At 63.5% G+C, this 22,240-nt stretch carries 23 protein-coding genes; 11 read left to right on the forward strand and 12 right to left on the reverse strand.

Annotation, left to right across the window (positions count from 1 at the left end; genetic code table 11):
- Positions 1–169: 169 nt before the first annotated feature.
- Entirely contained in the window at positions 170–1,177 is a 1,008-nt protein-coding gene (locus VIM95_RS19270; protein WP_331988985.1) for a zinc-dependent alcohol dehydrogenase family protein, read from the reverse strand.
- A gap of 100 nt (positions 1,178–1,277) precedes the next feature.
- Between VIM95_RS19270 and VIM95_RS19275 the strand changes: the two genes are divergently transcribed.
- The 4 genes from VIM95_RS19275 (at position 1,278) to VIM95_RS19290 (ending at position 4,453) form a co-directional block, all read left to right on the forward strand.
- The gene (locus tag VIM95_RS19275; protein ID WP_331988987.1) at positions 1,278–2,177 is read left to right on the forward strand and encodes a LysR family transcriptional regulator; all 900 of its coding nucleotides are present in this window, start codon (positions 1,278–1,280) and stop codon (positions 2,175–2,177) included.
- Between the two features lie 57 nt (positions 2,178–2,234).
- Entirely contained in the window at positions 2,235–2,486 is a 252-nt protein-coding gene (locus tag VIM95_RS19280) for a hypothetical protein (RefSeq protein ID WP_331988989.1), read from the forward strand.
- Between the two features lie 67 nt (positions 2,487–2,553).
- Positions 2,554–4,047: an AMP nucleosidase gene (locus VIM95_RS19285; protein ID WP_331988991.1), complete on the forward strand. Its 1,494-nt coding sequence runs from the start codon at positions 2,554–2,556 to the stop codon at positions 4,045–4,047.
- Positions 4,048–4,111: 64 nt separating this feature from the next.
- Complete coding sequence (locus VIM95_RS19290) at positions 4,112–4,453, forward strand: YbjQ family protein (RefSeq protein ID WP_331988993.1); 342 nt, start codon at positions 4,112–4,114, stop codon at positions 4,451–4,453.
- 24 nt (positions 4,454–4,477) lie between these two features.
- On the opposite strand, the gene VIM95_RS19295 is transcribed toward VIM95_RS19290, so the two are convergent.
- A complete protein-coding gene (locus tag VIM95_RS19295) occupies positions 4,478–5,239 on the reverse strand; it encodes a fumarylacetoacetate hydrolase family protein (RefSeq protein ID WP_331988995.1) in 762 nt (253 codons plus the stop codon).
- Between the two features lie 78 nt (positions 5,240–5,317).
- Here VIM95_RS19295 and VIM95_RS19300 point away from each other — a divergent pair, with 78 nt between their 5' ends.
- Positions 5,318–5,812, forward strand: coding sequence for an N-acetyltransferase (locus VIM95_RS19300; protein WP_331988997.1), 495 nt, complete (start codon positions 5,318–5,320; stop codon positions 5,810–5,812).
- 22 nt (positions 5,813–5,834) lie between these two features.
- Positions 5,835–6,251: a hypothetical protein gene (locus VIM95_RS19305; RefSeq protein ID WP_331988999.1), complete on the forward strand. Its 417-nt coding sequence runs from the start codon at positions 5,835–5,837 to the stop codon at positions 6,249–6,251.
- Positions 6,252–6,442: 191 nt separating this feature from the next.
- Here the strand turns inward: VIM95_RS19305 and VIM95_RS19310 are convergent, their stop codons facing one another.
- From VIM95_RS19310 to VIM95_RS19340, 7 genes are all read right to left on the reverse strand, one after another.
- Positions 6,443–7,519, reverse strand: a complete 1,077-nt coding sequence (locus VIM95_RS19310; protein WP_331989001.1) for a calcium:proton antiporter — start codon at positions 7,517–7,519, stop codon at positions 6,443–6,445.
- 97 nt (positions 7,520–7,616) lie between these two features.
- On the reverse strand, positions 7,617–8,354 hold the full coding sequence (locus VIM95_RS19315; protein ID WP_331989003.1) for a tetratricopeptide repeat protein: 738 nt from the start codon (positions 8,352–8,354) through the stop codon (positions 7,617–7,619).
- Between the two features lie 61 nt (positions 8,355–8,415).
- Complete coding sequence (locus tag VIM95_RS19320) at positions 8,416–10,494, reverse strand: bifunctional 2',3'-cyclic-nucleotide 2'-phosphodiesterase/3'-nucleotidase (protein ID WP_331989005.1); 2,079 nt, start codon at positions 10,492–10,494, stop codon at positions 8,416–8,418.
- 108 nt (positions 10,495–10,602) lie between these two features.
- Positions 10,603–10,905, reverse strand: coding sequence for a hypothetical protein (locus VIM95_RS19325; protein ID WP_331989007.1), 303 nt, complete (start codon positions 10,903–10,905; stop codon positions 10,603–10,605).
- Between the two features lie 225 nt (positions 10,906–11,130).
- On the reverse strand, positions 11,131–13,086 hold the full coding sequence (locus VIM95_RS19330; protein WP_331989009.1) for a diguanylate cyclase domain-containing protein: 1,956 nt from the start codon (positions 13,084–13,086) through the stop codon (positions 11,131–11,133).
- Positions 13,087–13,183: 97 nt separating this feature from the next.
- Complete coding sequence (locus VIM95_RS19335) at positions 13,184–14,602, reverse strand: heavy metal sensor histidine kinase (protein ID WP_331989011.1); 1,419 nt, start codon at positions 14,600–14,602, stop codon at positions 13,184–13,186.
- The gene (locus VIM95_RS19340) at positions 14,599–15,270 is read right to left on the reverse strand and encodes a heavy metal response regulator transcription factor (protein ID WP_331989013.1); all 672 of its coding nucleotides are present in this window, start codon (positions 15,268–15,270) and stop codon (positions 14,599–14,601) included. Before VIM95_RS19340 ends, VIM95_RS19335 begins: the two co-directional genes overlap by 4 nt.
- A gap of 150 nt (positions 15,271–15,420) precedes the next feature.
- Here VIM95_RS19340 and VIM95_RS19345 point away from each other — a divergent pair, with 150 nt between their 5' ends.
- Genes VIM95_RS19345 through VIM95_RS19360 form a run of 4 tightly spaced genes read left to right on the forward strand, consistent with a single transcriptional unit; the run spans position 15,421 to position 19,100 of the window.
- On the forward strand, positions 15,421–16,839 hold the full coding sequence (locus VIM95_RS19345) for a TolC family protein (protein WP_331989015.1): 1,419 nt from the start codon (positions 15,421–15,423) through the stop codon (positions 16,837–16,839).
- A 12-nt stretch (positions 16,840–16,851) separates the two neighbouring features.
- The gene (locus VIM95_RS19350; protein WP_331989017.1) at positions 16,852–18,222 is read left to right on the forward strand and encodes a copper oxidase; all 1,371 of its coding nucleotides are present in this window, start codon (positions 16,852–16,854) and stop codon (positions 18,220–18,222) included.
- A 16-nt stretch (positions 18,223–18,238) separates the two neighbouring features.
- The gene (locus VIM95_RS19355) at positions 18,239–18,733 is read left to right on the forward strand and encodes a cupredoxin family protein (protein WP_331989019.1); all 495 of its coding nucleotides are present in this window, start codon (positions 18,239–18,241) and stop codon (positions 18,731–18,733) included.
- Between the two features lie 28 nt (positions 18,734–18,761).
- Positions 18,762–19,100, forward strand: coding sequence for a copper-binding protein (locus VIM95_RS19360; protein ID WP_331989021.1), 339 nt, complete (start codon positions 18,762–18,764; stop codon positions 19,098–19,100).
- A gap of 6 nt (positions 19,101–19,106) precedes the next feature.
- Here VIM95_RS19360 and VIM95_RS19365 read toward each other — a convergent pair whose 3' ends face one another.
- The 3 genes from VIM95_RS19365 to VIM95_RS19375 form a co-directional block, all read right to left on the reverse strand.
- A complete protein-coding gene (locus VIM95_RS19365; protein ID WP_331989023.1) occupies positions 19,107–19,895 on the reverse strand; it encodes a hypothetical protein in 789 nt (262 codons plus the stop codon).
- A complete protein-coding gene (locus VIM95_RS19370; RefSeq protein ID WP_331989025.1) occupies positions 19,892–20,830 on the reverse strand; it encodes a sugar ABC transporter substrate-binding protein in 939 nt (312 codons plus the stop codon). The genes VIM95_RS19365 and VIM95_RS19370 overlap by 4 nt, the downstream gene beginning before the upstream one ends.
- A 277-nt stretch (positions 20,831–21,107) precedes the next feature.
- A complete protein-coding gene (locus tag VIM95_RS19375) occupies positions 21,108–21,551 on the reverse strand; it encodes a helix-turn-helix domain-containing protein (protein ID WP_331989027.1) in 444 nt (147 codons plus the stop codon).
- Between the two features lie 62 nt (positions 21,552–21,613).
- Between VIM95_RS19375 and VIM95_RS19380 the strand changes: the two genes are divergently transcribed.
- Positions 21,614–22,237 (forward strand): cation diffusion facilitator family transporter, encoded by a 624-nt coding sequence (locus tag VIM95_RS19380; protein ID WP_331989029.1) that lies wholly within the window; start codon positions 21,614–21,616, stop codon positions 22,235–22,237.
- Positions 22,238–22,240: the final 3 nt, after the last annotated feature.

Genomic DNA, 22,240 nt, shown 5'->3' on the forward strand with positions numbered 1-22,240 from the left:
TGGCAGCCCGGCACGCAAGGTCACAACAAGGCTGATTTGATATAGCTTATTCAGGTAGTAATCGGGATACATAGCGGTACCCAGGTGCAGGTGGAGGAATACAATCAAAAAAACGGGGCGCCTCTCGGCAGCCCCGTTTCACTTTGTTCAACCGGCCAAGTGCCTGACTTTAGGCGGCGGTAATCACCTCGACTACCAGCTTGCCGCGACCGTCGCCGGCTTCCACCAGCGCATGGGCTTCAGCCACGTTGTCGAAGTGGAAACGGCGTTCATCTACCCTGACCCTCAACAGTCCAGCATCTGCCAACTTGGTGGCCTCTGCCATGATCTCGCCATGGCGGGTGCGGCCCTTGCCGGTCAACAGCGGGCGCAGGGTAAAGACCCCCGAATAGGTAGCAGCGCGGAAGGACAAGGGGGCCAGCTTGTGGGTGCCCCAGCCCAGCGCGCTCAGCACATGGCCACCATAGGTACGGGCAGCCACGAAGGAAGCGTCCAGGGTGGAGCCACCCACCGTGTCGAACACGATGTCGAAGCCCTCGCCGCCTGTGTACTCGGCCACATACTGCTCCACCGTGGTCGTGGTGTAGTCAATGGGGGTAGCGCCAAGGGCGCGCACGACCTCCAGATTGGCGGCAGACGCAGTAGCGTAGACCTCGGCACCGCGGGCGCGGGCCAGCTGGATGGCCACATGGCCGATACCGCCAGCACCACCGTGGATCAGCACCTTTTGGCCCTGACGGACCTGGGCGCGCTCAACCAGCCCTTCCCAGGCGGTGATAAAGACCAGGGGCAAGGCGGCTGCTTCGCGCAGGCTCCAGTTAGCAGGTGCCTTGGCCAGCAGTGCGGCGTCCACCGCGGCGTACTCGGCCAGTGACCCCTGTACCCCACCTACGCCACCGGTCATACCGTAGACCGCATCACCCGGAGCGAAGCCGCTCACGCCCTCACCCACGGCCTCCACCACACCGGCCAGGTCGATACCCAGCACCGCCGGTAGCGCTTGCTGCGCATGGTCGGCACGGCCGGCGCGGATCTTGGTATCGAGCGGGTTGATGCCGCTGGCGTGTATACGCACCAGCACCTGGCCGGCAGCCGCCTCTGGGCGTGGCAGGGTCTTGCGCTCGAAGGGGCCGGCAGGGGTTTCGACAACAAGGGCCTGCATGGTGGCTTGATTCATGATGACGCTCCTTTAGGGTCGTACTGCGATTGGGATGCGTCATTCTTTTCCATGCACGATCTATGGTAAATCGACGATACTGCACGTCATCCATGCATAAATGTTTGAGCCTATAATGGAATGGAGCGACCTGCGTATCTTCCTGGCCATTGCACGGGCCGGTACCTTGGGTGGTGCGGCGCGTCTGGTCGGACAGACCCAACCCACCATGGGGCGACGACTGAGGGCGCTGGAGCAAACACTGGGGCAGACGCTGTTCCAGCGTACCCGTGACGGCTTTGTGCTGACCGATGAGGGCAATGCCATCCTGGCGCACGCCGAGCGCATGGAAGAGGAAGCACTGGGCATCGCCCGTGAGCTTGGTGGCCAGGAGCAGGGCCTCAGCGGCTCGCTGCGGCTCTCATCTTCGGATTGGTTTGGTGTGCATATGCTCACCCCGGTGCTGGCCGGCTTTGCCGTGCAACACCCGCAAGTCAGCCTGGAGCTCTTGACCGACGCGCGCCTGCTCAACCTGGCCCGGCGCGAGGCGGACCTGGTGTTCCGTATACGCGCCTTTGACGAACCGGACGTATTGCAGCGCAAGCTGTTGCATATGCCCTATGCACTCTACGGCCGGGAAGGCTGCGACATCCCTACTACGGGTGACGGGATCGGCTGCCGCTTGGTGGGTATGGATGCCGGCTTTGCCGATATGCCCGACGTCGTCTGGCTACGCCGCGTCTTGCCCCGCGCCCAGCTCGCCTTTGGCAGCAACAACCGTTCGGCCCAAGCCCGGATGTGTGCAGCCGGAGTGGGGCTGGCGGTGCTGCCAACGCCGCTGGGCGACGCCACGCCGGGCCTGCGCCGTATTGAGCTGGACGAAGCCCCGCCGGGGCGGGACATGTGGATGGGCTACCACCGCGACCTGCGGCGGCTGGCCCGGCTGCGTGCCTTGATCGACCATGTGGTCGAAGCACTCTCCCCTAAACAGACGATTGTGAGCCCTGAGGCATCTGGGTAAGCTGGCAGCAGAACCAGCCTGCAAGCCAGATGCAGCCATATACACAAGGGAGAATCCGTGAAATACCTCGTTCCGCTCGCGCTGGCCCTTTGCCTGATCACCCCGGCCGAAGCCAGTACCAAGCCCTACCAAGCCAGCGGCAAGGTCAACCAGAAGCCTGTGCACCAGACCGGCAGGGCCTACCACCCCAAGCCCTACAAACTCAAAGCCATCAAAACACCGCGTACGCGTGCCGCGCAGCATGCCCAGCCCAAGCACCATGGCCCGGCTAAACAGGTTCGAGCCCACAAACCCAAACTCTCGCGTTAAGGTTGCCATGGCGGCCTAGACCGCCGTCAACCGCTACCCGCCCCTTGCCAGCACGGAACACTGCACCATGCCCTACCTGCCCAGCTATATCGCCCCCCTGCGCTACAAGGACCCGGCCGCGGCGCTGGCCCAGGCCCGCTTGATCTACGAACACAGCCTGGCCCACCTGCGTGACGCCATGCGCCGCTTTGTGGCCGGCGAGACCCTGCCGGGCCATGTACGGGCCTGCTACCCCTTTGTGCGGGTGCAGACCCACACCGTGGCACGCTGCAATTCAGCTGGCAATGCCGGCCTCGCCTTCGGCTTTGTGGCCGGCCCCGGCCGCTTCGAGACCACCCTCACCCGCCCCGACCTCTTTGCCGGTTACTACCTGGCGCAGTTCCAGCTGCTGCTGGACAATCACAATGCCGAGCTGGAGGTGGGCACCAGCACCCAGCCCATACCGGTGCACTTCAGCTTTGCCGAGAATGACCATATCGAAGGCAGCCTGGACCCGGCAAGGCGGCAGTTGATGCGCGATGTGTTCGACCTGCCCGACCTGGCAGCCATGGACGACGGCATTGCCAACGGCACCCATGAGCCGGCGCCGGGTGAGCCGCAGCCCTTGTCGCTGTTCACCGCACCGCGGGTCGACTATTCCCTGCACCGGCTGCGCCACTACACCGGCACGGCACCGGAGCACTTCCAGAACTTCGTACTGTTCACCAACTACCAGTTCTATATCGACGAGTTTGTGCGCCTGGGCCACGAGGCCATGAGCGACCCGCAGAGCGATTACATCGCCTTTGTGGAGCCGGGCAACCTGATCACCCGCCGCGCAGGTACGCCAGCCGAGGAAGGCGACGATCTGGGCAAGGCGCCACCACGACTGCCGCAGATGCCGGGCTACCACCTGGTGCGAGCCGATGGTTGCGGCATCAGCATGGTCAACATCGGCGTGGGACCAGCCAACGCAAAAACCATTACCGACCATATTGCCGTACTGCGCCCGCACGCCTGGATCATGCTGGGCCACTGCGCCGGCCTGCGAACCAGCCAGCAGTTGGGCGACTATGTACTGGCCCATGGCTATGTGCGCGAGGACCATGTGCTGGACGAAGAGCTGCCACTATGGGTACCAATACCGGCGCTGGCCGAGATCCAACTGGCCTTGCAGCAGGCAGTATCGGACGTGACCCAGATCGAAGGTGCCGAGCTCAAGCGCATCATGCGCACCGGCACGGTGGCCAGCACCGACAACCGCAACTGGGAGCTATTGCCCGACAACGGCCCGCAGCGCCGCTTCAGCCAGAGCCGCGCGGTGGCATTGGATATGGAGAGCGCCACCATCGCCGCCAACGGCTTTCGCTTCCGCGTGCCCTACGGCACCTTGCTGTGCGTGAGCGACAAGCCCCTGCATGGCGAGATCAAGTTACCCGGCATGGCCAACCACTTCTACCGCGAACGGGTGGACCAGCACCTGCGCATCGGCATCCGCGCCATGGAGCTGTTGCGTGAGCAAGGCATAGGGCAGCTGCACAGCCGCAAGTTGCGGAGTTTTGCGGAGGTGGCGTTTCAGTAGGGCAAAGCAGCAGACTGACCGTGTGCGAAATACTTCTCCCATTCAACGATAAGGTCCACACAGCATGCAGAATTCCATGGTCACAACGGCGCTTGAGCTGCCCGGCTATAACGTCGTCCGTAATTTCGGCGTCGTTCGCGGTATTACCGTCCGTTCACGCTCCATCGTGGGTAATTTCTTCGGCGGCCTACAAACACTCTTTGGCGGCAACATCACCATCTATACCAATCTGTGCGAACAGGCACGTGCGGAAACTTATGCGCTGATGTGTCAGCATGCCCAGCAACTGGGCGCAAACGCCATTGTCGCCATGCGCTATGACGCCACGGAGTTGATGCCGGGCCTGACCGAAGTCCTATGCTACGGGTCGGCAGTCCAAGTGGAACCCAAGCGCCGGCCTGAATAACGACCACTGCGAGGTGCGACGTGATTACTTTTCCTCGAAACACACGGACAGCACACCCACCCCGCCAAATTTCACACGTAGCCGCACCCCTACTGGCACGACAACTGCTCCTGCATAGGAGCCGGTAATTACCCATTGGCCGGCTTTGAGGCCTTGGTCGCGGCTGCGCAGCCACTCTGCCAGCCAGTAGAGCGGCCGGCGTGGCAGGCCATCCGGATGGCGGGCGGGGCGTTGTTGGGTCTCACCCACAACTTCCAGCGTCAGCTCGAACTCGTTGAGCTGGGCTGCGATGTTGGCATCAAGTTCCGGGCCGATATAGAGACCCTGGTTGACGAGGCCATCGGCCAGGTTGTCCGGGAACAGGTTGCCGGCCTCGGGCGCGTAGCGGCTGTCGATCAGCTCCAGTGCCAGATGGCTGGCGGCGATGGCGGTGTCGACCTCGGCGGGGGTATAGGGCTGGTCCCGCGCAGGCAGGTCTTTACCCAGGAGAAAGGCTATCTCGGGCTCGATGCGGGTCTTGCCACTCCTGGCCCAGACGGTGCAAGGGGATAGCGTATGGATGGTTGGCGCATAGATGGGGGCGACCACCAGTTTGCCTTCAGACGGCAAGGCGCATTTCCAGCCGCCTATGGCCTGGCCCATCTGCGCGGCGACGGCCCCCTGGATGGCCAGGGCGGTATCGAGGTCATGCGGACGGCAAGACTCGGGCAGGACCGGCCCTTGTTCGCCCTTGAGGCGGCGCGTTGCGAGGATGTGGGCGGCGGCGTGGATCTGGTCAGCTTGCATGGGGGGATGATGGCGGGTTTGAGGTAGCATGCGGGACCTTATCGCCCGCCGGGGCGTGCCGCAAGCACTGGAGTGATCTTGATCCGCCCTGCCGTTGCCGATGACTGCCGCAATCTCGCCGCCCTCTCCATCGAGGTCTGGCTACATACCTATGCGCTCAACGGGGTGCGGGACGACGCCGCGCGCTATGTGCTGGACACCTTCACCGCAGACTACTTCGCCGAGCGTATCGCCTCGCCACGCTACCGACTCTATGTACATGCAGTAGACGGCTATTTGCAGGGCTATGTCTGCCTGGACCTGGAAACCCGTTGCCCGGTGGCAGGGCAGGCCGGGGTGGAGGTCGAGAAGCTCTACGTGCAAGCCCACTTCAAGGGCCAGGGCATAGGCTCGGCCTTGCTACGCGCCGCCATGCAGGACGTCGGCAGCAAGCTCTGGCTTAGCACCTGGGTGCACAACGCGCCGGCCATCGGCTACTACCTTGCCTTTGGCTTTAACGACATAGGCCAGACCTGGTTTGAGCTGGACGGCCAACAACACGAAAATCGCGTGCTAGCCTACGCTGGTAGCTGAATTGGAACGGGTACGAAACACTATGGGTTTGAACTGGGCCGCCATTGCACTGGGCGCCATTGTCGATATCGTCAGCTCCACCGTGCTGGGCATACTGGTAATCGTATTGGCCGGCAGCCTGCTGGCCGATAGCACGCTGAGCTCGGCCGAGCTCCTGAAGCAGCTTGATGCCTCACCGGTGTTTGTACTGATCTCCAGCGCCGTGGGCCTCTTCTGTAGTGGCCTGGGGGGCTATGTGGCCGGCATACGCACCAACAACCGCCCTTTGCTGCATGCGGCCTACGCGGCTGGGCCCAGCGCCCTGCTCAACCTCGCCACGCTGCTGGGCCTGATTGAGGACACGCAGCCGGGCTGGTGGGTGGCCATTGCCATGCTGCTGTCGATCTGCGCCTCCATAGCTGGCGGCGTTTATGCCCGTGAGCGTCGGCATAGGAGCTGACGTTTCCCTATGGCAGCCAATTTTATGCGCTGACGAGCGTCAGCGAGGTTCCCCGCCGGCGGGCGGGGCGGAGGGACGGGGCTAAATCAGCGTGAGAGCCATCGGTTCAGCACTCATTACTGATTAGCGCCCGGGTTTCCCGGGCGCCTGAGCTGATCTCCCCTCCATCTACCCTGTGTGACCAAGCGCTCTCACACGCCCATGCCAGCCAGCATCAGGAAGGTGGCAAACAGCACGAAATGGGTCACTCCCTCGATGGCATTGGTCTCGCCATCATGCAGGTTGATCGCCGCCACGATCAGGGTCAGCAAGGTCATGGCGGTCTGCACCGGGCTCAGCGCCATCTGGATGGGCTTATCGGTGAAGAGCGCCAGGAGCTCGATCACCGGCACGGTCAGGATGACGGTGGAGAGCGACGCGCCCAGGGCGATGTTGACCACCGGCTGCATGCGGTTGGCCAAGGCGGCACGTACGGCAGTGAGGATTTCTGGGCTGGCAGAGATGGCGGCCACCAGCAGCGCAGCCACGATGGGTGGCACGCCGGTACCGGCAAGGCCAGCGTCCATGGTCTTGGACATGACCTCGGCCAAGAGCCCGATCAGCACCACGCCCACCACCAGGCAAGCCACGGACTGGGCGGTGCTGCCGCCATGGTGGACTTCATGCTCGCCACTCTCGGCGTACTGGTAGCTGAAGAAATAGCTGTGCTTGGTGGTCTGCAGGCGCAGGAACATGGCGTAAAGCAGCACCATGATCACGATGGTAAAGACCGAATAGAGCTTCCAGTGCGTGGTGGGAATGAATTCCGGCACGATCATGGAGACGCCCATGGCGGTCATGATCATGACGATATAGGAGTTGCCCGAGTCCACGTTGTAGGGCTGCTCGCCATACTTGAGGCCACCGAGGATGGCGGCGAGACCCAGGATGCCGTTCACGTCCAGCATCACAGCCGAATAGATGGTGTCTCGCACCAGCGTAGTGGAGCTGGTATGGCTGACCATGATGGCCAGGATCACTACCTCCACCAGCACGGCAGCCAGGGTGAGGATCATGGTGCCATAGGGCTCGCCGACCTTCTCGGCCAGCAGTTCGGCGTGGTGCGCCACACGGAGCGAGGCGAGGATGATGGTGCCGACCAGCAGGAGGGCCACCACCAGCGACACCGCTTGGCCGGCCTCCAGCACGGCATGTTCAAGCGGAAAGGCCACGAGGGCCACGCCGAAGGCGATCAACAGGTTTTTTTCTTGTTTGAGCAGGGCAAGCATGGGCTTGTAAATTTCAGTAACAGGAATCGGAAGTGTACCGACTCCTTTAACCCAGATGCAGCGGTTGCGGATTCGATGTCGCAATCGCGCACTAGCGCTAGTAGGTGTTCCAGCGATTACGCGCTTCCTCGGCCGCTTCCTTACGTAGCCAGCCGGCCCTTTCCGGGTCCTTGAGCATGAGCATGTCGCCGCCCTCCACCGCCATGGCGAGCTGGTGTAGCGCAGCCGGGTAGTGCCGCTCGGCAGAGAGCTCCAGCAGGCGGCGCGCCATGATGGGATTGCGTGGCACGCCCTCGCCTGCCAGGTAGGCGTTGGAAAGCAGAAACATGGCCTGCGGGTTGCCTTGCTCGCTTGCCACATTCAACCAGCGGGCGGCCAGCCCCAGATCACGTGGTACGCCATCGCCATTGCGGGCCATACGCGCCAGCGAGAGCGCCGCCAGGGCATGCTGGTGCTCGGCGGCCAGGCGGTACCAGTCCCAGGCCAACTTGAGGTTCTGCGTGGCACCCAGGGTCGGCTGGCGGTAGGCCTCGCCCAGCTGGAAGGCCGCCTCGGCGTCGCCGGCATGGCCAGCCTTCTCAAACCAGGCCAGGGCCCGGGCGTATTGCGCTGGCTGGCGCGCGTAACCCAGCGCAAGCTCACGCTGGGCCACGGCGTAGCCCGCCTCGGCCCAGTTCTGCAACTGCGCCTGGGCCTTGGATTGGCGGCCATCGGTGGCCAAGAGGCCCATGGATTCAATCTCGGCACTGGTGGGCGGCTTGGCTGGCTCATGGGTGCAGGCAGCCACCAGGAGGATGGCCAACACGGTGGCCACGGAGTAACGCAGGTCTTGCATGGACTTCCTCTCAAATGGCTACGCCCTCCCCGTGTGCGGAGAGGGCGTAGTGCCATATGGCTTACTTGCTGAGGTCGATCGCGTACTTGGCGTAGCCGCTGGCATCCAGGCTGCCTTCGGCACTCACCAGGGCCAAGCCCAGCACCTTGGCGACGGCCAGCTTGCCCGGCTGGGCGCGCAGGATCACCGGGCCGGCGGTCGTCACCTTGACGAAGCTCCAGCTGCGGCCGTTGCCGTTGGCAGCGTAGGTCACCTTGCCGATCTTCTTGAGGTAGTTGCTGACCACGGTCTGGTTGGCATCGGGCGACTTGATGATGGTCTTGCCGCCGTCGATGCCCGGGAAGCCGCCACCGCCGCCAGCGCGGTAGTCGTTGGTGGCGACAATGAAATCGTCACCGTCGGCGATGGGCTTGCCCTGGTAGCTGACGTTGACGATGCGGCTGCCAACCGGCTTGGTGACGTCAATCTGATAGGTCAGCGCATTGCCTTCGGCGTAGAAGACGTCGTAGTTGTAGATGGTCGAGTAGGACGGCACCAGGTCCTGCTCGGTGCTCTTGCTCGGATCGATCTGGCCGAACTGTTTGGCCGAGGTCTCCAGCCAGTTCTTGAGGTCCGAACCCTTGATCTTCACTGCCTGCACATTGTTGTTGCTGTAGAGGTAGAGGTCGCCAGGGTTGCGTACCTGCAGGGTGAAGGGCGAGGTGGCGCTGGCTCCCGGCGCGACATCGGTGAAGTCGTTGGCACCATTGCGACCGGCCTTGAAGGGGGCGCTGGTGGAGATCACCGGGATGCCGGCGTACTGCGGCAGGCTGGTGGCCACGAAGTTCTTCACGTAGTCGATCTGGGCCTGGTTGACGATCTGGATGGCGCTGACGTCGCCGACCAGGGCAAAGAAGGCCGACATTTCGAAGTCGGTGGTCACGCCCAGCGATTGCTGGGCGTAGGCCACGGTGCCCTTGTGTTCGGTATCGACCAGCGGTGCCACGCCGGCGTCGGCCGCGACGTTGGTCACGCCGTCGGTGTACTTGAAGCCGCGCGACTCGACATTGGTCTTGTCCTTCTGCACTACCCACTGGCCGCCCTGGCGCAGCAGGGTCAGCTGGATGATGCCGAGACGCCGGCCCCAACTCTGGGCCATGACGGTGGGCACGCCGTTGACCAGGCCCTTGTCGCTGTCGACCGTGTCCTTGGGCAGCGAGAGCAGCGAGGCATCCAGCGCCGGGCCGTTCTTTTCACGCGCCTTGGGAAAAATCAGGTGCGAGTGGCCCACCATCAGGGCGTCGATGCCCGGCACGGTAGTGAGGTGATAGCTGCCGTTTTCCATCTTGGGGCTGTAGGCGCTGGCGTCCAGCCCGCCATGCGACAGGGCGACCACAATGTCGGCACCCTTGCTGCGTACTTCCGGCACGTACTTGGTGGCGCTTTCCTTCACGCCATTGACGTAGACCTTGCCGTCCAGGTTCTTCTTGTCCCAGTCCATGATCTGCGGCGGGACAAAGCTCAGCACGCCCACGTTGAAGGTGACGTCCAGGCTGCTGCCGTCCGGCTTGGTGGCCTTGAAGGTCTTGGGCACGATGGCATAGGGGGCAAAGATCGGTACCTGGCTGCTCACGCCGTTCACATTGCTCAGCACTACCGGGAAGTTGGGCCCACCGCAGTTGCCGGGCTTGGTCACGCCGGGAACACCGAAGTCGCGGTTCGTCACCTGGCTCAGGTAGCCCAGGCCGTAGTTGAATTCATGGTTGCCCACGCCGCCGGCATCGTACTGCAGCGCGTTCATGACCTTGTGCACCGCCAGGGGGGTGCTGCAGGTCACCGGGTTGGCCAGGGCCTGGTAGTCGGCCAGCAGGGTGCCCTGTATGGTGTCGCCATCGTCCAGCAGCACGGTATTGGGGTTCTCGGCGCGTGCGCTCTTGATCAGCGTGGCAGTGCGCTCCATACCCAGCGTGGTGTCTTCCTTCACGCCGAAGTAGTCATAGCTCATCACATTGGCGTGGAGGTCGGTGGTCTCCAGCAGCGCCACCTTGAGGGTGCTGCCCTCGGGGATCAGCGGCTGCATGTCTTCGGAGCCACTACAAGCGGCCAGGGTGGCCAGGGCCGCGCTCACTGCGACGGTGAGCAGGATAGGAGTGGTGTTCATCTTGTTCTGCCGTGGGTTAGGTGGCGGCACTATGCCCCCGGCAGATGACAGCAGCGTGTCGTACTTTGGTGTAAGGCCCCGCCAGCTTGACGGGCGGGGCCAGGTTGCTCAGGCGCTACGCCAGATCGTGTCCTCGACCGAGCCGGGAATAAAAAGGTCGCGGCCGGCAGCCAGCAACTCGTGGTAACGAGGGTCGGTGACGAAGGCCAGGCTCTTGCGCTCGAATTCCGCCATATCGGCCACGGTGACCATCCAGCCCAGGCGATGGGGATTGCCCCCGACCGGCGTCAGCACGGTCACATTGAGTTGGTGATGCTCACGCAAAAAGCCGCTGGTCTTTTGGGCCCAGCCCATGGCAGCGGCAAGATTGCTGCCGCCGTTGACGGTGCCGGTCCGGATCACGGTGATCATGGTGCGCCTCCTTGCCTGGTTGAGCATGGGGCCGGCCCTGCTAGGCCGGCCCCACCATGCAGCCCGCCCACCGGACCGGACAGTCGGACAGTGGCGATTTCGGGCTGCGCGTAGGCAAGCAAACGGCGCACCGGGAAGACATTTTCGTTTCTATTCAATCAGATAAAAAGACATTGCCGCCCCTAAAGGGCGGCAATGTCAATGAATCCGACACTCACGAACAGACTACTGCAGCGCGGTCAGGCGGAAGGTATTGCGGCCGGCGGCCTTGGCTTCGTAAAGCGCACCGTCGGCCACGGCCAGCAATTGCTCGGCCGTCATCGTGGTATTCATTGCGTAAGCGATGCCGATGCTGGTGCCAACGGGGTGTGGTGTTTCGCCCAGCATGACCGGCTCCTGTATCGCCAACAGTATCTTGCCGGCCACCTGCGAAGGGGTCTGCACTGAATCGATCCCGGTCAAAAGGATCACGAATTCGTCACCACCCAGCCTGCCCACATGGTCGCTCATGCGCACCGCATCCCGCAGGCGCTCGGCAAATACGCGCAGCAGTTCGTCGCCCGCGGCATGGCCCAGGGTATCGTTCACCGCCTTGAAGTGGTCCAGGTCCAAAAATAGCAACGCCATGCCCTGCTGACGCAGGTAGTGGTGGTGGATCTCCTGCTCCAGGGTCTCCATAAAGGCGGCACGATTGAGCAGGCCGGTCAGCGGGTCGGTGGTGGCACGGCTGCGCAACACCTGCTCACGCTGATGGGCCTGGGTGATATCCCAGACCATGACGTAGAAGCCCGACACCGTGCCGTCGCTGTTCTGCTGCGGGATATAGTGGATCTCTACTCGTCGCGTCTCACCCCGCAGGGTGATGCTGCGCTCGAAGGTCACCCGTTGACCGGCCAGCGCCTGGTCGATAAAGGGCTTGATGACCTCGTACGCCTCCTTCCCCAGGAAGTCGCGTACATGCATGCCGACGATCTGCTCGGTCGGTACACCAAAGAACTCGGTATAGGTACGGTTGCAATAACGGTAGCGCTCATCCCGCCCGACAAAGGAAATCTGCGCCGGAATGGAATCAGCCAGTGTGCGCAGCAGCGATTCGCGCAGCACGAGGTCCTGTTCAGCCCGCTTCTGCTGGGTGACGTCGCGCGCGCTGATGCTGATGCCATCGCCGGTCTTGACCACCTCGTGGTGTATCCACTCGGCGGCCATGTCTTGCCCCTGTACCGCGTACTCTTCCTCCAGCGGCCGGCCGCTCTCCACAACCTGCACATACTTGGCGAAAAAGCCCTGGTTGTGGTGATAGGGCATCACCTTGCTCAGCGGCTGGCCGATCACCTGGTCGCGCGGCCGCTTGATCATGGCTTCAGCCTGGGCATTGATGTAGACAAAGCGGAAGTCGCTGATCCGCCCCTCGGCATCCCGGTCGCAGGTCAGGATGTAGAAAGCGTCCATATTGGCTTCGGCAGCACTGCGGAAATTGGCCGCCGCCACCTCCGCCTCATGCAAGAGGCGCTCTTTCTCCTCGAAGTCCACCCTGTGGGCCAGGGCAGACCCCAGCACGCCGGCCATCAGCTGCAGGGTCTGCACATCGGCTTCGCTAAAGGCGTCGGGCTCGGGCGCCATGATCTTGAGCACCCCAACAGTACGGCCCTGCAATTGCAGGGGCGCCACCACCATGGAACCGGCACCCACCTTCTGGCAGGCAGCCCGGTCGACCCGAGGATCAGTGCGGGTATCGCGGCACAGCAGTACCTCGCGCTGGGCCACGCACAAGCCCGAAAGGCTGCCTGCACGCTTAAGCCGCAGGCCCAGGTACTGCGCCACGCTGCCACTGGCGGCACGGTAGACCATCTCGTCGCCCTCGGCGAGCTCGATCACCGCACCGATGGCGGGCGTCAGGTCCTGCATGCGCTCAACGACCAAGTACATAAAGCGTGGCAGATCTAACTCGGCCTCGGTCAGTTGGCGCTGTATCTCGATGATCTGGTTCAGCCGCTCGGTGGCACGAGCCAAGCGGGTGTTGGTCTCGTGCCGTTGGCCGATCTCGCGCAGCAGATGTTCGTTGACCTTGTCGACCAGTTCGACGCGCTCGCGCAAAAGCTCACTATCCGCCGGTCCATGTGAAGCGGCAGCGCTGGTGGGTACTTCGCCATGCGGCTGAGATTTTTGCTCCGGATAGGCCATGCGCTTGCTTTCCTGCGTCGGTCGAGAGGCCGAGCCTCACTTACCCCAGTATATATTCCCGCGCGCCTGGCTATGCAATATGGGTAGGCGAACGGTCCTACCCTTTGCTGCTGCCTATCTGCGCTGCAGGCGGAAAGCGCAGGCTGAACACGATGCGGCCATCCACCGCATGCGCCGCCAACAGCCCACCGTGCAGGCGCATGATGGAATCGACCATGGCAAGGCCCAAGCCTATGCCATCGGTATCACGACTGCTAGCGCTCTCATGGCGGGCAAAGCGGGCAAACAACCGGGTCAGGGTCTCTGCCGCAATCGGCTCGCCAGGGTTGGCCACCCGCAGTTGCAAGCCTTCCGTCTTCGCCTCGATATCGACCTCGATGGTGGTGTCCGCTGGCGCGTAACGCACCGCGTTGGACAGCAGATTGGTCAATGCCCTGCGCAGCATCAAGCGATCACCCAACTGCCTGCCCTCGCCGCGTACCACGATGCACTGCCCTCGCTCCGTCGCCGCCAGTTCGAAAAAGTCAGCCAGGTTGTCTGCTTCGGCCCTCAGATCGACCTCCTCCTGCTGCAAGGTCAGCATGCCCCTGTCGGCCCGCGCGAGGAAGAGCATGTCCGACACCATGCGCTGCAATCGCTCCAATTCCTGCAGGTTACGCAGCAAGGTCTCCTGGTACTCCTCCACCAGCCGGGGCCGCGAGAGGGTGACCTGGGTCTGCATCATCAGGTTGTTGAGCGGCGTACGCAGCTCATGGGCGATATCGGCGGAAAACTGCTCCAGACTGCGAAAGCTCTCTGCCAGTCGTTCCAGCATGCGGTTGAGACTGCCGACCAGGCCGCGTATCTCGCCTGGCGCGTGCTGGATATCGATGGCCGTACCCAGTCGCTCGCTGGTCATGCGCTCGGCCTCGGCCGCAATGGCATGCAGCGGAGCCAGGCCACGGCGGGCTACGAAGAAGGCCCACAGGCCACTGGCCAGGCTGCCCAGCAGTACCGCCAGCGCGGCGGTCAGGCCATGCTCATGCAGGATGTCACGCGATTCGGAGATATCCACCGCCAGATAGACGTCTACCCCTGGGCTACCCGTTTGTGGCCAGCGGTAGGGTATACGGCTGACCCACCAGTCGGCACCCTCCACCCGGAGCGGGGTAACCGCATCAGCCGGCAGGCTGGCGGCTTGCTCTATGGCCTGCCGCACCGGTCCGCGGGGCCGGAGCAGCCAATCGCCCTCATGGGCCACACCGGTGGTGATATAAGGATGGCCGACCGAGATATCGCGAAAGCGCTGCAGCTGCGGTCCCAGCTCGGCGGCGCTGGGTATGTCGGCCAACAGGTGGCGGATCACCTCGGTCTTGCCGCGCACTTCGGCCAGGTTGCGCTCGTCGAGCTGCATCTTGAGTGCGTGGTAGAGCCAGTAGCCCACCCCGCTCATCAAGAGCGCCGCCCCCAGGGTGAACAACACCACCAGGCGCAGGGCCAGGGTGGTGGGCTCGCCTTGCAAGCCAGGCAGCCTCAAGCGCGCAGCTCCATCACATAGCCAAAACCCCGGACCGTATGGATCAAGGGGGTATCGAAGGGTTCGTCGATCTTGCCACGCAGGCGGCGGATGGCGACTTCCACCACATTGGTGTCGCTATCGAAATTCATGTCCCAGACCTGTTCGGCGATCAAGGTACGCGACAGCACCTCGCCTTGCCGGCGCAGGAACAGCAGCAACAAGGCATATTCCTTGGCTGTCAGGTCAATGCGCTGGCCGGCGCGCTCAACCCGCCGGCGCAACAGATGTACTTCCAGGTCCGCCAGGGTCAGCAGGTCCAGTTCCTGCGGCTTACCGCGGCGCAGCAGTACCCGCACGCGGGCCAGCAGCTCAGAAAAAGCATAGGGTTTGACCAGGTAGTCGTCGGCGCCCAATTCAAGGCCGTGCACCCGGTCTTCGACCCGGTCGCGCGCGGTTAGGAAGAGTACCGGCGTCGGTCGGGTCTGCCGGATGCGCTTGAGCACGGACCAGCCGTCCAACCCGGGCAGGCCGACGTCCAGCACGATCAGGTCGTAGGCCACGGTCTGGGCTTGCAGCACGGCGTCCACGCCGTCCTGCACCCAGTCGACCACAAAGCCGTTCTCGGTCAGACCCTTGACCAGGTATTCGCCGGCGGACTGCTCGTCCTCGGCCAGTAAGAGATGCATAGCTGCCAAACGTTTGAATGTCTTCCAGACTGGATCGTAGCGAATTGCGGGCAGCTCGGGCGCAAGCTGACAAATTTGTAATGTCGCCGTCAGCTTGAGGACAGGCCGGCCCCGCTATCGTGGCGGCCATCGTCCACCTATACCGACGCTATGCCACGCACCGCCCACCCCCTACCCTACGCCCTACCCTTGCTTCTGGCAGCACTCTTGCTGGCCGGTTGTGCCTCGACAGCACCAGACGGTGCCATCGCCGAAGTCCGTGAGCGATTGGGGCGCGAGCGCGGCGAGGCGCTGCAGTTGGCGGCCAACGAAGCCGATGAAACCCGACGACAGGCTGCCGTGGCCGAACTGTTGGCCAAGCCACTCGATGCCGATGGCGCGGTACGGCTCGCCATGCTCAACAACCACTCGGTCCAGGCCGACCTCGCCGAGCTAGGGGTGGTCCAGGCAGATTTTGCCCAATCGACACGGCTCGCCAACCCGCGCTTTGGCTTCTCTCGCAAGCAACGTGGCAGCGAAGTTGAATACGAGCGCAGCTACGGGCTCGACATCCTTGGGGTACTGACCTTGCCCTGGCGCAGCGAGATCGAATCCCGCTCCCTGGAGCAGGCACGGCTGGGAGTTGCCGCCCGTATCACCACGACCGCATTGGCAGCCCGCAAGGCCTGGGTCCAAGCCGTGGCGGCCAAGCAGGCGGCGAGCTATCAGGCCGATGTAACCGATTCGGCCGCTACCGGTGCAGAGCTGGCAAAGCGCATGGTGGCCGCGGGCAATTATCCGCAGCTGAGCCAGCAACTCGCCCAGCTGCAGGCGGCCGAGGCGGCAATGCGACAGGAAAGGGCGCAGCAGGCCGCGCTGGAAGCCCATGAAGCCTTGATCAGGGTCTTGTCACTACGCCGCCAGGATGCGGCTCAACTGCAGCTGCCAGAACGCCTGCCCGACTTGCCCAAGTCGCAACGGGAGCTGCGCGAGATCGGCCCCGAGGCCAGCGAAAAGCGGCTGGACCTTGAAATGGCGCGCCGCGAGGTTGAAGGGCTGGCACGCTCGCTGGGGCTGACCCGCACTACCCGCTTTATCAATGTGCTGGAGGTTTCCTACCTCAACAACGGCAGCAACGAGGCCGCAAAGCAGCACGGTTATGAGCTGAGCCTGGAGCTGCCGCTGTTCGACTGGGGTGGCGCGCGCGTGGCCGGCGCCGAGGCTCGCTACCGGCAGGCGCTCAACCGAGCGGCCGATATCGGCATCCAGGCGGAATCGTCGCTGCGGGCCAGCTATGCCGCCTACCGTAGCCAATACGCCCTGGCGAAACGTTACCAGGACGAGATCGTCCCCTTGCGCAAAGCCATCTCGGACGAACGGCAGCTACGCTACAACGGCATGCTGATCTCGGTCTTCGAGCTGATGGCCGACAGCCGCGAGCAGGCCGCCGTGGTCATGGCCGCGCTCGATGCGCAGCGCGACTTCTGGCTGGCCGACGCCGATCTGGAGCTGGCCACCACCGCCGGCAACCCGCCCTCCTCCAATTTTTCCGTGGGTACGGCCTCGGCCGAAACCACCGCCAGCCACTGAGCCTGAACCACCATGACTGACCGTAGACATTTCCTGCAAGCCGCTGCCGGTTTGATCGGTGCCGGAGCCGTATCCCGCGTGGCGGCCGCCGGCCTGCCCGAGGCCCCGCTGCAGCAGAGCGCCGCGACGCAAGCCCCGCTGCACCCGCGCGATGGCCGCCCCTACAACCCGGTGGTCACGCTCAATGGATGGACCCTGCCCTGGCGTACCCGCAATGGGGTGAAGGAATTCCACCTGGTTGCCGAACCGGTGGTGCGCGAGATCGCCCCGGGCATGAAGGCCAATCTGTGGGGCTACAACGGCCAGAGCCCCGGCCCTACCATCGAATGCGTGGAGGGCGACAAGGTACGCATCTTTGTGACCAACAAGCTGCCCGAGCACACCACGATACATTGGCATGGCGTGCTGCTGCCCAATGGCATGGATGGCGTGGGCGGGCTTAACCAGCCGCAGATCAAGCCGGGCAAGACCTTTGTCTATGAGTTCGAGATGACGCGCTCGGGCACCTTCATGTACCACCCGCACGCCGACGAGATGACCCAGATGGCCATGGGAATGATGGGCTTCATCGTGGTGCACCCGAGGAACCCGGATTTCATGCGGGTGGACCGCGACTATGTCTTCCTGCTCAACGCCTACGATATCGAGCCCGGCAGTGCCACGCCCAAGGTCAATACCATGACCGACTTCAATCTGTGGACCTGGAACAGCCGTGCCTTCCCCGGCATAGACCCGCTGGTGGCACGCACCAATGAGCGGGTACGCATACGCGTGGGCAACCTGACCATGACCAACCACCCCATCCACCTGCACGGTACCAATTTTGAGGTAACCGGCACCGATGGCGGCTGGGTGCCCAGGAGCGCGCGCTGGCCGGAGGTGACCACCGACGTTGCCGTGGGACAGATGCGGGCCATCGAATTCAAGGCCGAACGGCCAGGCGACTGGGCCTTCCACTGCCACAAGTCGCACCACACCATGAACGCCATGGGGCACGACGTGCCCAATTTTATCGGGGTTGACCACAGCGGCCTTGCCGCGCGGATCAACAAACTGGTGCCGGACTATATGGTGATGGGCGACAAGGGCATGGCGGACATGGGCGAGATGGAGATGCCGCTGCCGGACAACACCCTGCCCATGATGACCGGCATGGGCCAGTTCGGCCCGGTCGAGATGGGCGGCATGTTCACTGTCTTCAAGGTGCGCGACGACCTCAAGCCCGGCGACTACCGCGACCCCGGCCCTTACGACTACCCCAAAGGTACCGTCGCCTATGAATGGACGGGCGAGCTACCCGAACCCAAGCGCGCATCCGCCCCGGCGGCGGATGCCACCACCTTGCAGGTGGTCAAACCCGGCCACGACAGCCACAACCATTGAACCGAGAGGAAGCCGCATGATCCAGCCCCGTATTGCCCCCCTACTGCTGTTGGCCTGCCTGGGCGCCGCCTGGGCCCACGGCAGCAGCGAACACGCCATGCCTGGCAAGCAAGCCATCTCTACCGAGCAGGAGGCCTTTGGCCGCCAGGGCGACCCCAAGAAGGTGGTACGCACGGTGGATATCAGCATGAGCGACAGCATGCGCTTCAGCCCAGACCTGATCACCGTGCAACAGGGCGAAGTGCTCAAGCTCAGGATCAGCAACAAGGGCAAGGTGCTGCACGAGTTGGTGATGGGCACCGAGAAAGACCTGCGCAGCCATGCCGCGCTGATGCAGAAGTTCCCGAACATGGAACACAGCGACCCCTACATGGTGCACGTGCCTGCCGGCAAGACCGGCGAGATGGTGTGGGACTTCAACCAGCCGGGCGAATTCCTGTTCGGCTGCCTGGTACCCGGCCACTTCGAGGCCGGCATGATGGGCCGCATCAAGGTCCTGGCAAAACTCTGACTCAAGCAAACCCTAAGGAACACCCACGATGACAAGCACGCTGCGCACACTACTGCCCGCCTTGGGCCTACTCGCCGGCCTCGCGGCCAGCCCCACCCTCCAGGCCGCGGAAGCCGCCCCCAACGCCAGCCAGACGGCCGCCGATGCACTGAGCGAAGGCGAAGTGCGCAAGGTCGATGCCGCGCTCGGCAAGCTGACCTTGCGGCACGGTGAACTGCGTAATCTGGAGATGCCGCCCATGACCATGGTGTTCCGGGTCAAGGATGCCCAGCTGCTACAAGGCCTCAAGGCCGGCGACAAGGTACGCTTTCGTGCCGAGAAGCTGGCCGAGGGCCTGACGGTGACGGAGATCGTCCCGGTCCGCTAAACCGCCTTATTTCCCGCGCTTGATGACAGGCCGGGGAATGGCGTCCCAGTCACGGCGCACCTGCTCGTAATAGTCGGCCAAATCGTAGCGCGCCCAGTCTGCACGGACAGATTGGGCAAACACCCCTTCGACCAGGGCAGCGCGCAGCTTGCTGACGAGGCTGGGCACCATCGTCGGGTGGCAGGCTACCCAGCGCTCCACCTGGGCCAGGGTAAAGATGCGTACCACCCCCTCCCGGGCTTCACCCAGCATGTCTGGCCGGGCATCGCTGATCAGCAGGTCAAAACGACCCGCCTGCAGCATGGCCATGCCGCGGTTGGCCATGGCCAAAGGTTCGTAGCGGATATTGGCGGTATCGAGCAGGTCACGTACCTCGGCAATATCGATGGCCCCCACCCGGAATTTGCGCAGGTCTTCGATATTGTTGATCTTGGCCGTGCTGTCCTTACGGGCGAAGACTGTCAGGGTGATGGGCGCAACCCGGCCTACATAGCGCAAGGTCTCTGCCTCGCCCGGCGAGAAATTCACCGCCAGGCCGCAGCTATTGGGCTGCCGTTCCACCTGCTGCAACAGCCGCTTGATCGGCATGGCGCTGTATTGCACTGCGATGCCCTGTTGACGCGCCAGGCTGGCGAAGGCGTCGGCGTATGGCCCGGCCAGGCGGCCGCCTTGCTCGATCAAAAAGGGCGGGTAGGTATCGGCATAGACCTGTAGTGTCATATCCGGCGCCGCGCAGGCTGTCCCAACAAGGGTCAGACCGGCCACTTGGCGCAGCAGGGTAAGGAATCGCTTCATTTCTGCCCGGTAACGAGTTGGACCGGCGTCTGCACAATGCCGGGCAGTTCGGCCTGAGGTGTATGCGCTGCCAGCGCCTTGATGGCCAGATCCAGCGCATATTCGGCTTGCCGCGCTGGGTATTGATCGGCGGTGGCCGTCACACTGCCCACGGCGATCAAGGGCTTGATGGCAGGGATATGGTCATAACCCGCGATCAGTACTTGCCCACGGCGGCCCTTGGCCTCCACGGCACGGGCAGCACCGATAGCCATATTGTCGTTGCCACACAGAAGCGCCTTAAGCGTCGGCTCGGCTTCCAGCAGCTCGGTTGCAGCCGCCTCACCACGCTCTATCTCCCAATAGCCCGAACGTATGCCGGCGATCTCCATGCCGGCCCGCCGCATGGCATCGCGGTAGCCGTCGCTGCGCGCCTTGGCATTGATGGAACCGGGCGGCCCCTCGATCAGCCCCACCTTGCTGCCGGCTGGCAGCAGGCGGGCCATGTAGTCGCCCACGCCTCGTGCACCGTTGAAGTTGCTCGGGCCGACAAAGGGGATATTGACCTGGGCGCTTGCCAGCGCCCGGTCGTCCAGCTTGTTGTCGAGGTTGATGACCAGCACACCGGCCGAGATCGCCTTGAGCAGGATGGGCAGCATGGTGACCGAATCAGCCGGCACGATCACGATGGCATCCACCCGCTTGGCCAGCAATTGCTCGATCAAGGCCTGCTGGCCCTTGACGTCGGTTTCTTCCTGCACACCTTGCAGGATCAGCTCGTAGTCGTCCTTACGGCGCGCCTGGTGCGCGCGAGCGCCATCGGCCATGACGCGGAAGAACTCGTTGCGCATGGATTTGAGCAGCAGTGCGATCACCGGCTTCTTGCCGGTCGCCCATGCTGGCGACAGGCACACGGCCCCTGCCAGCGCACTTTCCAGGAAGCGGCGTCTGTTCATGGTGCTATCTCGCCCTTTCTCGTTCTGACTGCCTGTTTGTTTTCAGCATAAGCGGCCGGGTGGATATATTCCTAGGGAAGCACTGCAAAAGTCCCCATTCTCGCATCAGTGAGGCACCAACCCCGACAGAAGGACGCCCTGTTTAGTAAGCCCCGGCTTGGGCAACAGCCACGCAGTCGCGGTGGCGAGGCCGCCAGCGTCCCTGGCGCTTAGCGCCTGGAAGCGGTGCGAGCAGAGCTAGTGGAATGGAATAGAACAGCGACAACCTTTGGATTTTCTACTGGCCGCCAGCGTCCGGTGCAGCTGCACCGTGTCCGCAGCAGTTGCGCTGGTCCAGTGCCTCGATCAAGCGGCAGTGCTCGGCGCTCTGGCTGTCACAGCCGACCAGGCGGCCCAGTACTTCGCGCATGGCTTCGAGGTCGGCAATCTTGGCCTCGACCTCGGCCAGGTGTTGGCGCGCCAGTTCATCAGCCGTGCTACAGGCAGCCTCGGGGTGATCGGCCAGTTGCAAGAGGGTACGGATCTCCTCGATGCCAAAGCCCAGCTCCCGGCCCCGACGTACAAAGCGCAGGCGTTGTGCAGTGGCAGCGCTGTAATGCCGATAGCCACTGTCGGAGCGCGGCGGCGCCGGCAACAGGCCGATGCGCTCGTAGTAGCGGATGGTTTCCGGATTGACGCCCGACTCCTTGCTCAAGGCACCAATGGTGTATCTGGCGGACATGGCTTGACCCTGTAGTGACTACAGGGTTCAGCATAGCGCCATTGACCACAGAGGAGAACACCATGGGCACACATTGCTGCCACCACGAACCCCAGCCCTCGCCCGATACCGAACGGCACGGCCGTTACCGCAAGGTGCTGTATATCGCGCTCATCATCAACGCCGCCATGTTCGGTGTGGAGATACTGGCCGGCATGCGCTCGGGCTCGGTCGCGCTCTTGGCCGACTCGCTGGACTTCCTGGGCGACGCGGCCAACTACGGCATCAGCCTCTTTGTGCTCAGCATGGGCCTGGCCAGCCGGGCACGGGCTTCGCTGCTCAAGGCGGCGTCCATGGCAGCATTTGGGGTCTGGGTGCTGGGCAATGCCGCATGGCACGCCTGGCAAGGCGGGCCACCGGAGGCTCCGGTAATGGGCATGATCGGCACACTGGCCCTGATGGCCAACCTGCTGGTGGCCGTGCTGCTCTACGCCTACCGCGAAGGCGACAGCAATATGCGCAGTGTCTGGCTTTGCACCCGTAACGATGCCCTCGGCAATGTGGCGGTGCTACTGGCGGCGCTGGGTGTATTCGGTACTGGCAGTAGCTGGCCCGACCTCCTGGTGGCGGTGGTCATGGCCAGCCTGGCGCTCAGTGCGGCCTGGCAGGTGCTCAGCCAGGCGCGCCGGGAGCTAGCTACGGTTTGAATA

The sequence above is a fragment of the Chitinimonas sp. genome (assembly GCF_036568685.1).
In the GTDB taxonomy this organism is placed as follows: domain Bacteria; phylum Pseudomonadota; class Gammaproteobacteria; order Burkholderiales; family Chitinimonadaceae; genus Chitinimonas.

Excerpts from the sequence above, each read along its gene's own strand:
- VIM95_RS19270 (WP_331988985.1), bottom strand. The coding sequence starts at position 1,177 with ATGAATCAAGCCACCATGCAGGCCCTTGTTGTCGAAACCCCTGCCGGC.
- VIM95_RS19275 (WP_331988987.1), top strand. The coding sequence starts at position 1,278 with ATGTTTGAGCCTATAATGGAATGGAGCGACCTGCGTATCTTCCTGGCC.
- VIM95_RS19285 (WP_331988991.1), top strand. The coding sequence starts at position 2,554 with ATGCCCTACCTGCCCAGCTATATCGCCCCCCTGCGCTACAAGGACCCG.
- VIM95_RS19290 (WP_331988993.1), top strand. The coding sequence starts at position 4,112 with ATGCAGAATTCCATGGTCACAACGGCGCTTGAGCTGCCCGGCTATAAC.
- VIM95_RS19295 (WP_331988995.1), bottom strand. The coding sequence starts at position 5,239 with ATGCAAGCTGACCAGATCCACGCCGCCGCCCACATCCTCGCAACGCGC.
- VIM95_RS19305 (WP_331988999.1), top strand. The coding sequence starts at position 5,835 with ATGGGTTTGAACTGGGCCGCCATTGCACTGGGCGCCATTGTCGATATC.
- VIM95_RS19310 (WP_331989001.1), bottom strand. The coding sequence starts at position 7,519 with ATGCTTGCCCTGCTCAAACAAGAAAAAAACCTGTTGATCGCCTTCGGC.
- VIM95_RS19315 (WP_331989003.1), bottom strand. The coding sequence starts at position 8,354 with ATGCAAGACCTGCGTTACTCCGTGGCCACCGTGTTGGCCATCCTCCTG.
- VIM95_RS19320 (WP_331989005.1), bottom strand. The coding sequence starts at position 10,494 with ATGAACACCACTCCTATCCTGCTCACCGTCGCAGTGAGCGCGGCCCTG.
- VIM95_RS19325 (WP_331989007.1), bottom strand. The coding sequence starts at position 10,905 with ATGATCACCGTGATCCGGACCGGCACCGTCAACGGCGGCAGCAATCTT.
- VIM95_RS19330 (WP_331989009.1), bottom strand. The coding sequence starts at position 13,086 with ATGGCCTATCCGGAGCAAAAATCTCAGCCGCATGGCGAAGTACCCACC.
- VIM95_RS19340 (WP_331989013.1), bottom strand. The coding sequence starts at position 15,270 with ATGCATCTCTTACTGGCCGAGGACGAGCAGTCCGCCGGCGAATACCTG.
- VIM95_RS19345 (WP_331989015.1), top strand. The coding sequence starts at position 15,421 with ATGCCACGCACCGCCCACCCCCTACCCTACGCCCTACCCTTGCTTCTG.
- VIM95_RS19350 (WP_331989017.1), top strand. The coding sequence starts at position 16,852 with ATGACTGACCGTAGACATTTCCTGCAAGCCGCTGCCGGTTTGATCGGT.
- VIM95_RS19355 (WP_331989019.1), top strand. The coding sequence starts at position 18,239 with ATGATCCAGCCCCGTATTGCCCCCCTACTGCTGTTGGCCTGCCTGGGC.
- VIM95_RS19360 (WP_331989021.1), top strand. The coding sequence starts at position 18,762 with ATGACAAGCACGCTGCGCACACTACTGCCCGCCTTGGGCCTACTCGCC.
- VIM95_RS19365 (WP_331989023.1), bottom strand. The coding sequence starts at position 19,895 with ATGAAGCGATTCCTTACCCTGCTGCGCCAAGTGGCCGGTCTGACCCTT.
- VIM95_RS19370 (WP_331989025.1), bottom strand. The coding sequence starts at position 20,830 with ATGAACAGACGCCGCTTCCTGGAAAGTGCGCTGGCAGGGGCCGTGTGC.
- VIM95_RS19375 (WP_331989027.1), bottom strand. The coding sequence starts at position 21,551 with ATGTCCGCCAGATACACCATTGGTGCCTTGAGCAAGGAGTCGGGCGTC.
- VIM95_RS19380 (WP_331989029.1), top strand. The coding sequence starts at position 21,614 with ATGGGCACACATTGCTGCCACCACGAACCCCAGCCCTCGCCCGATACC.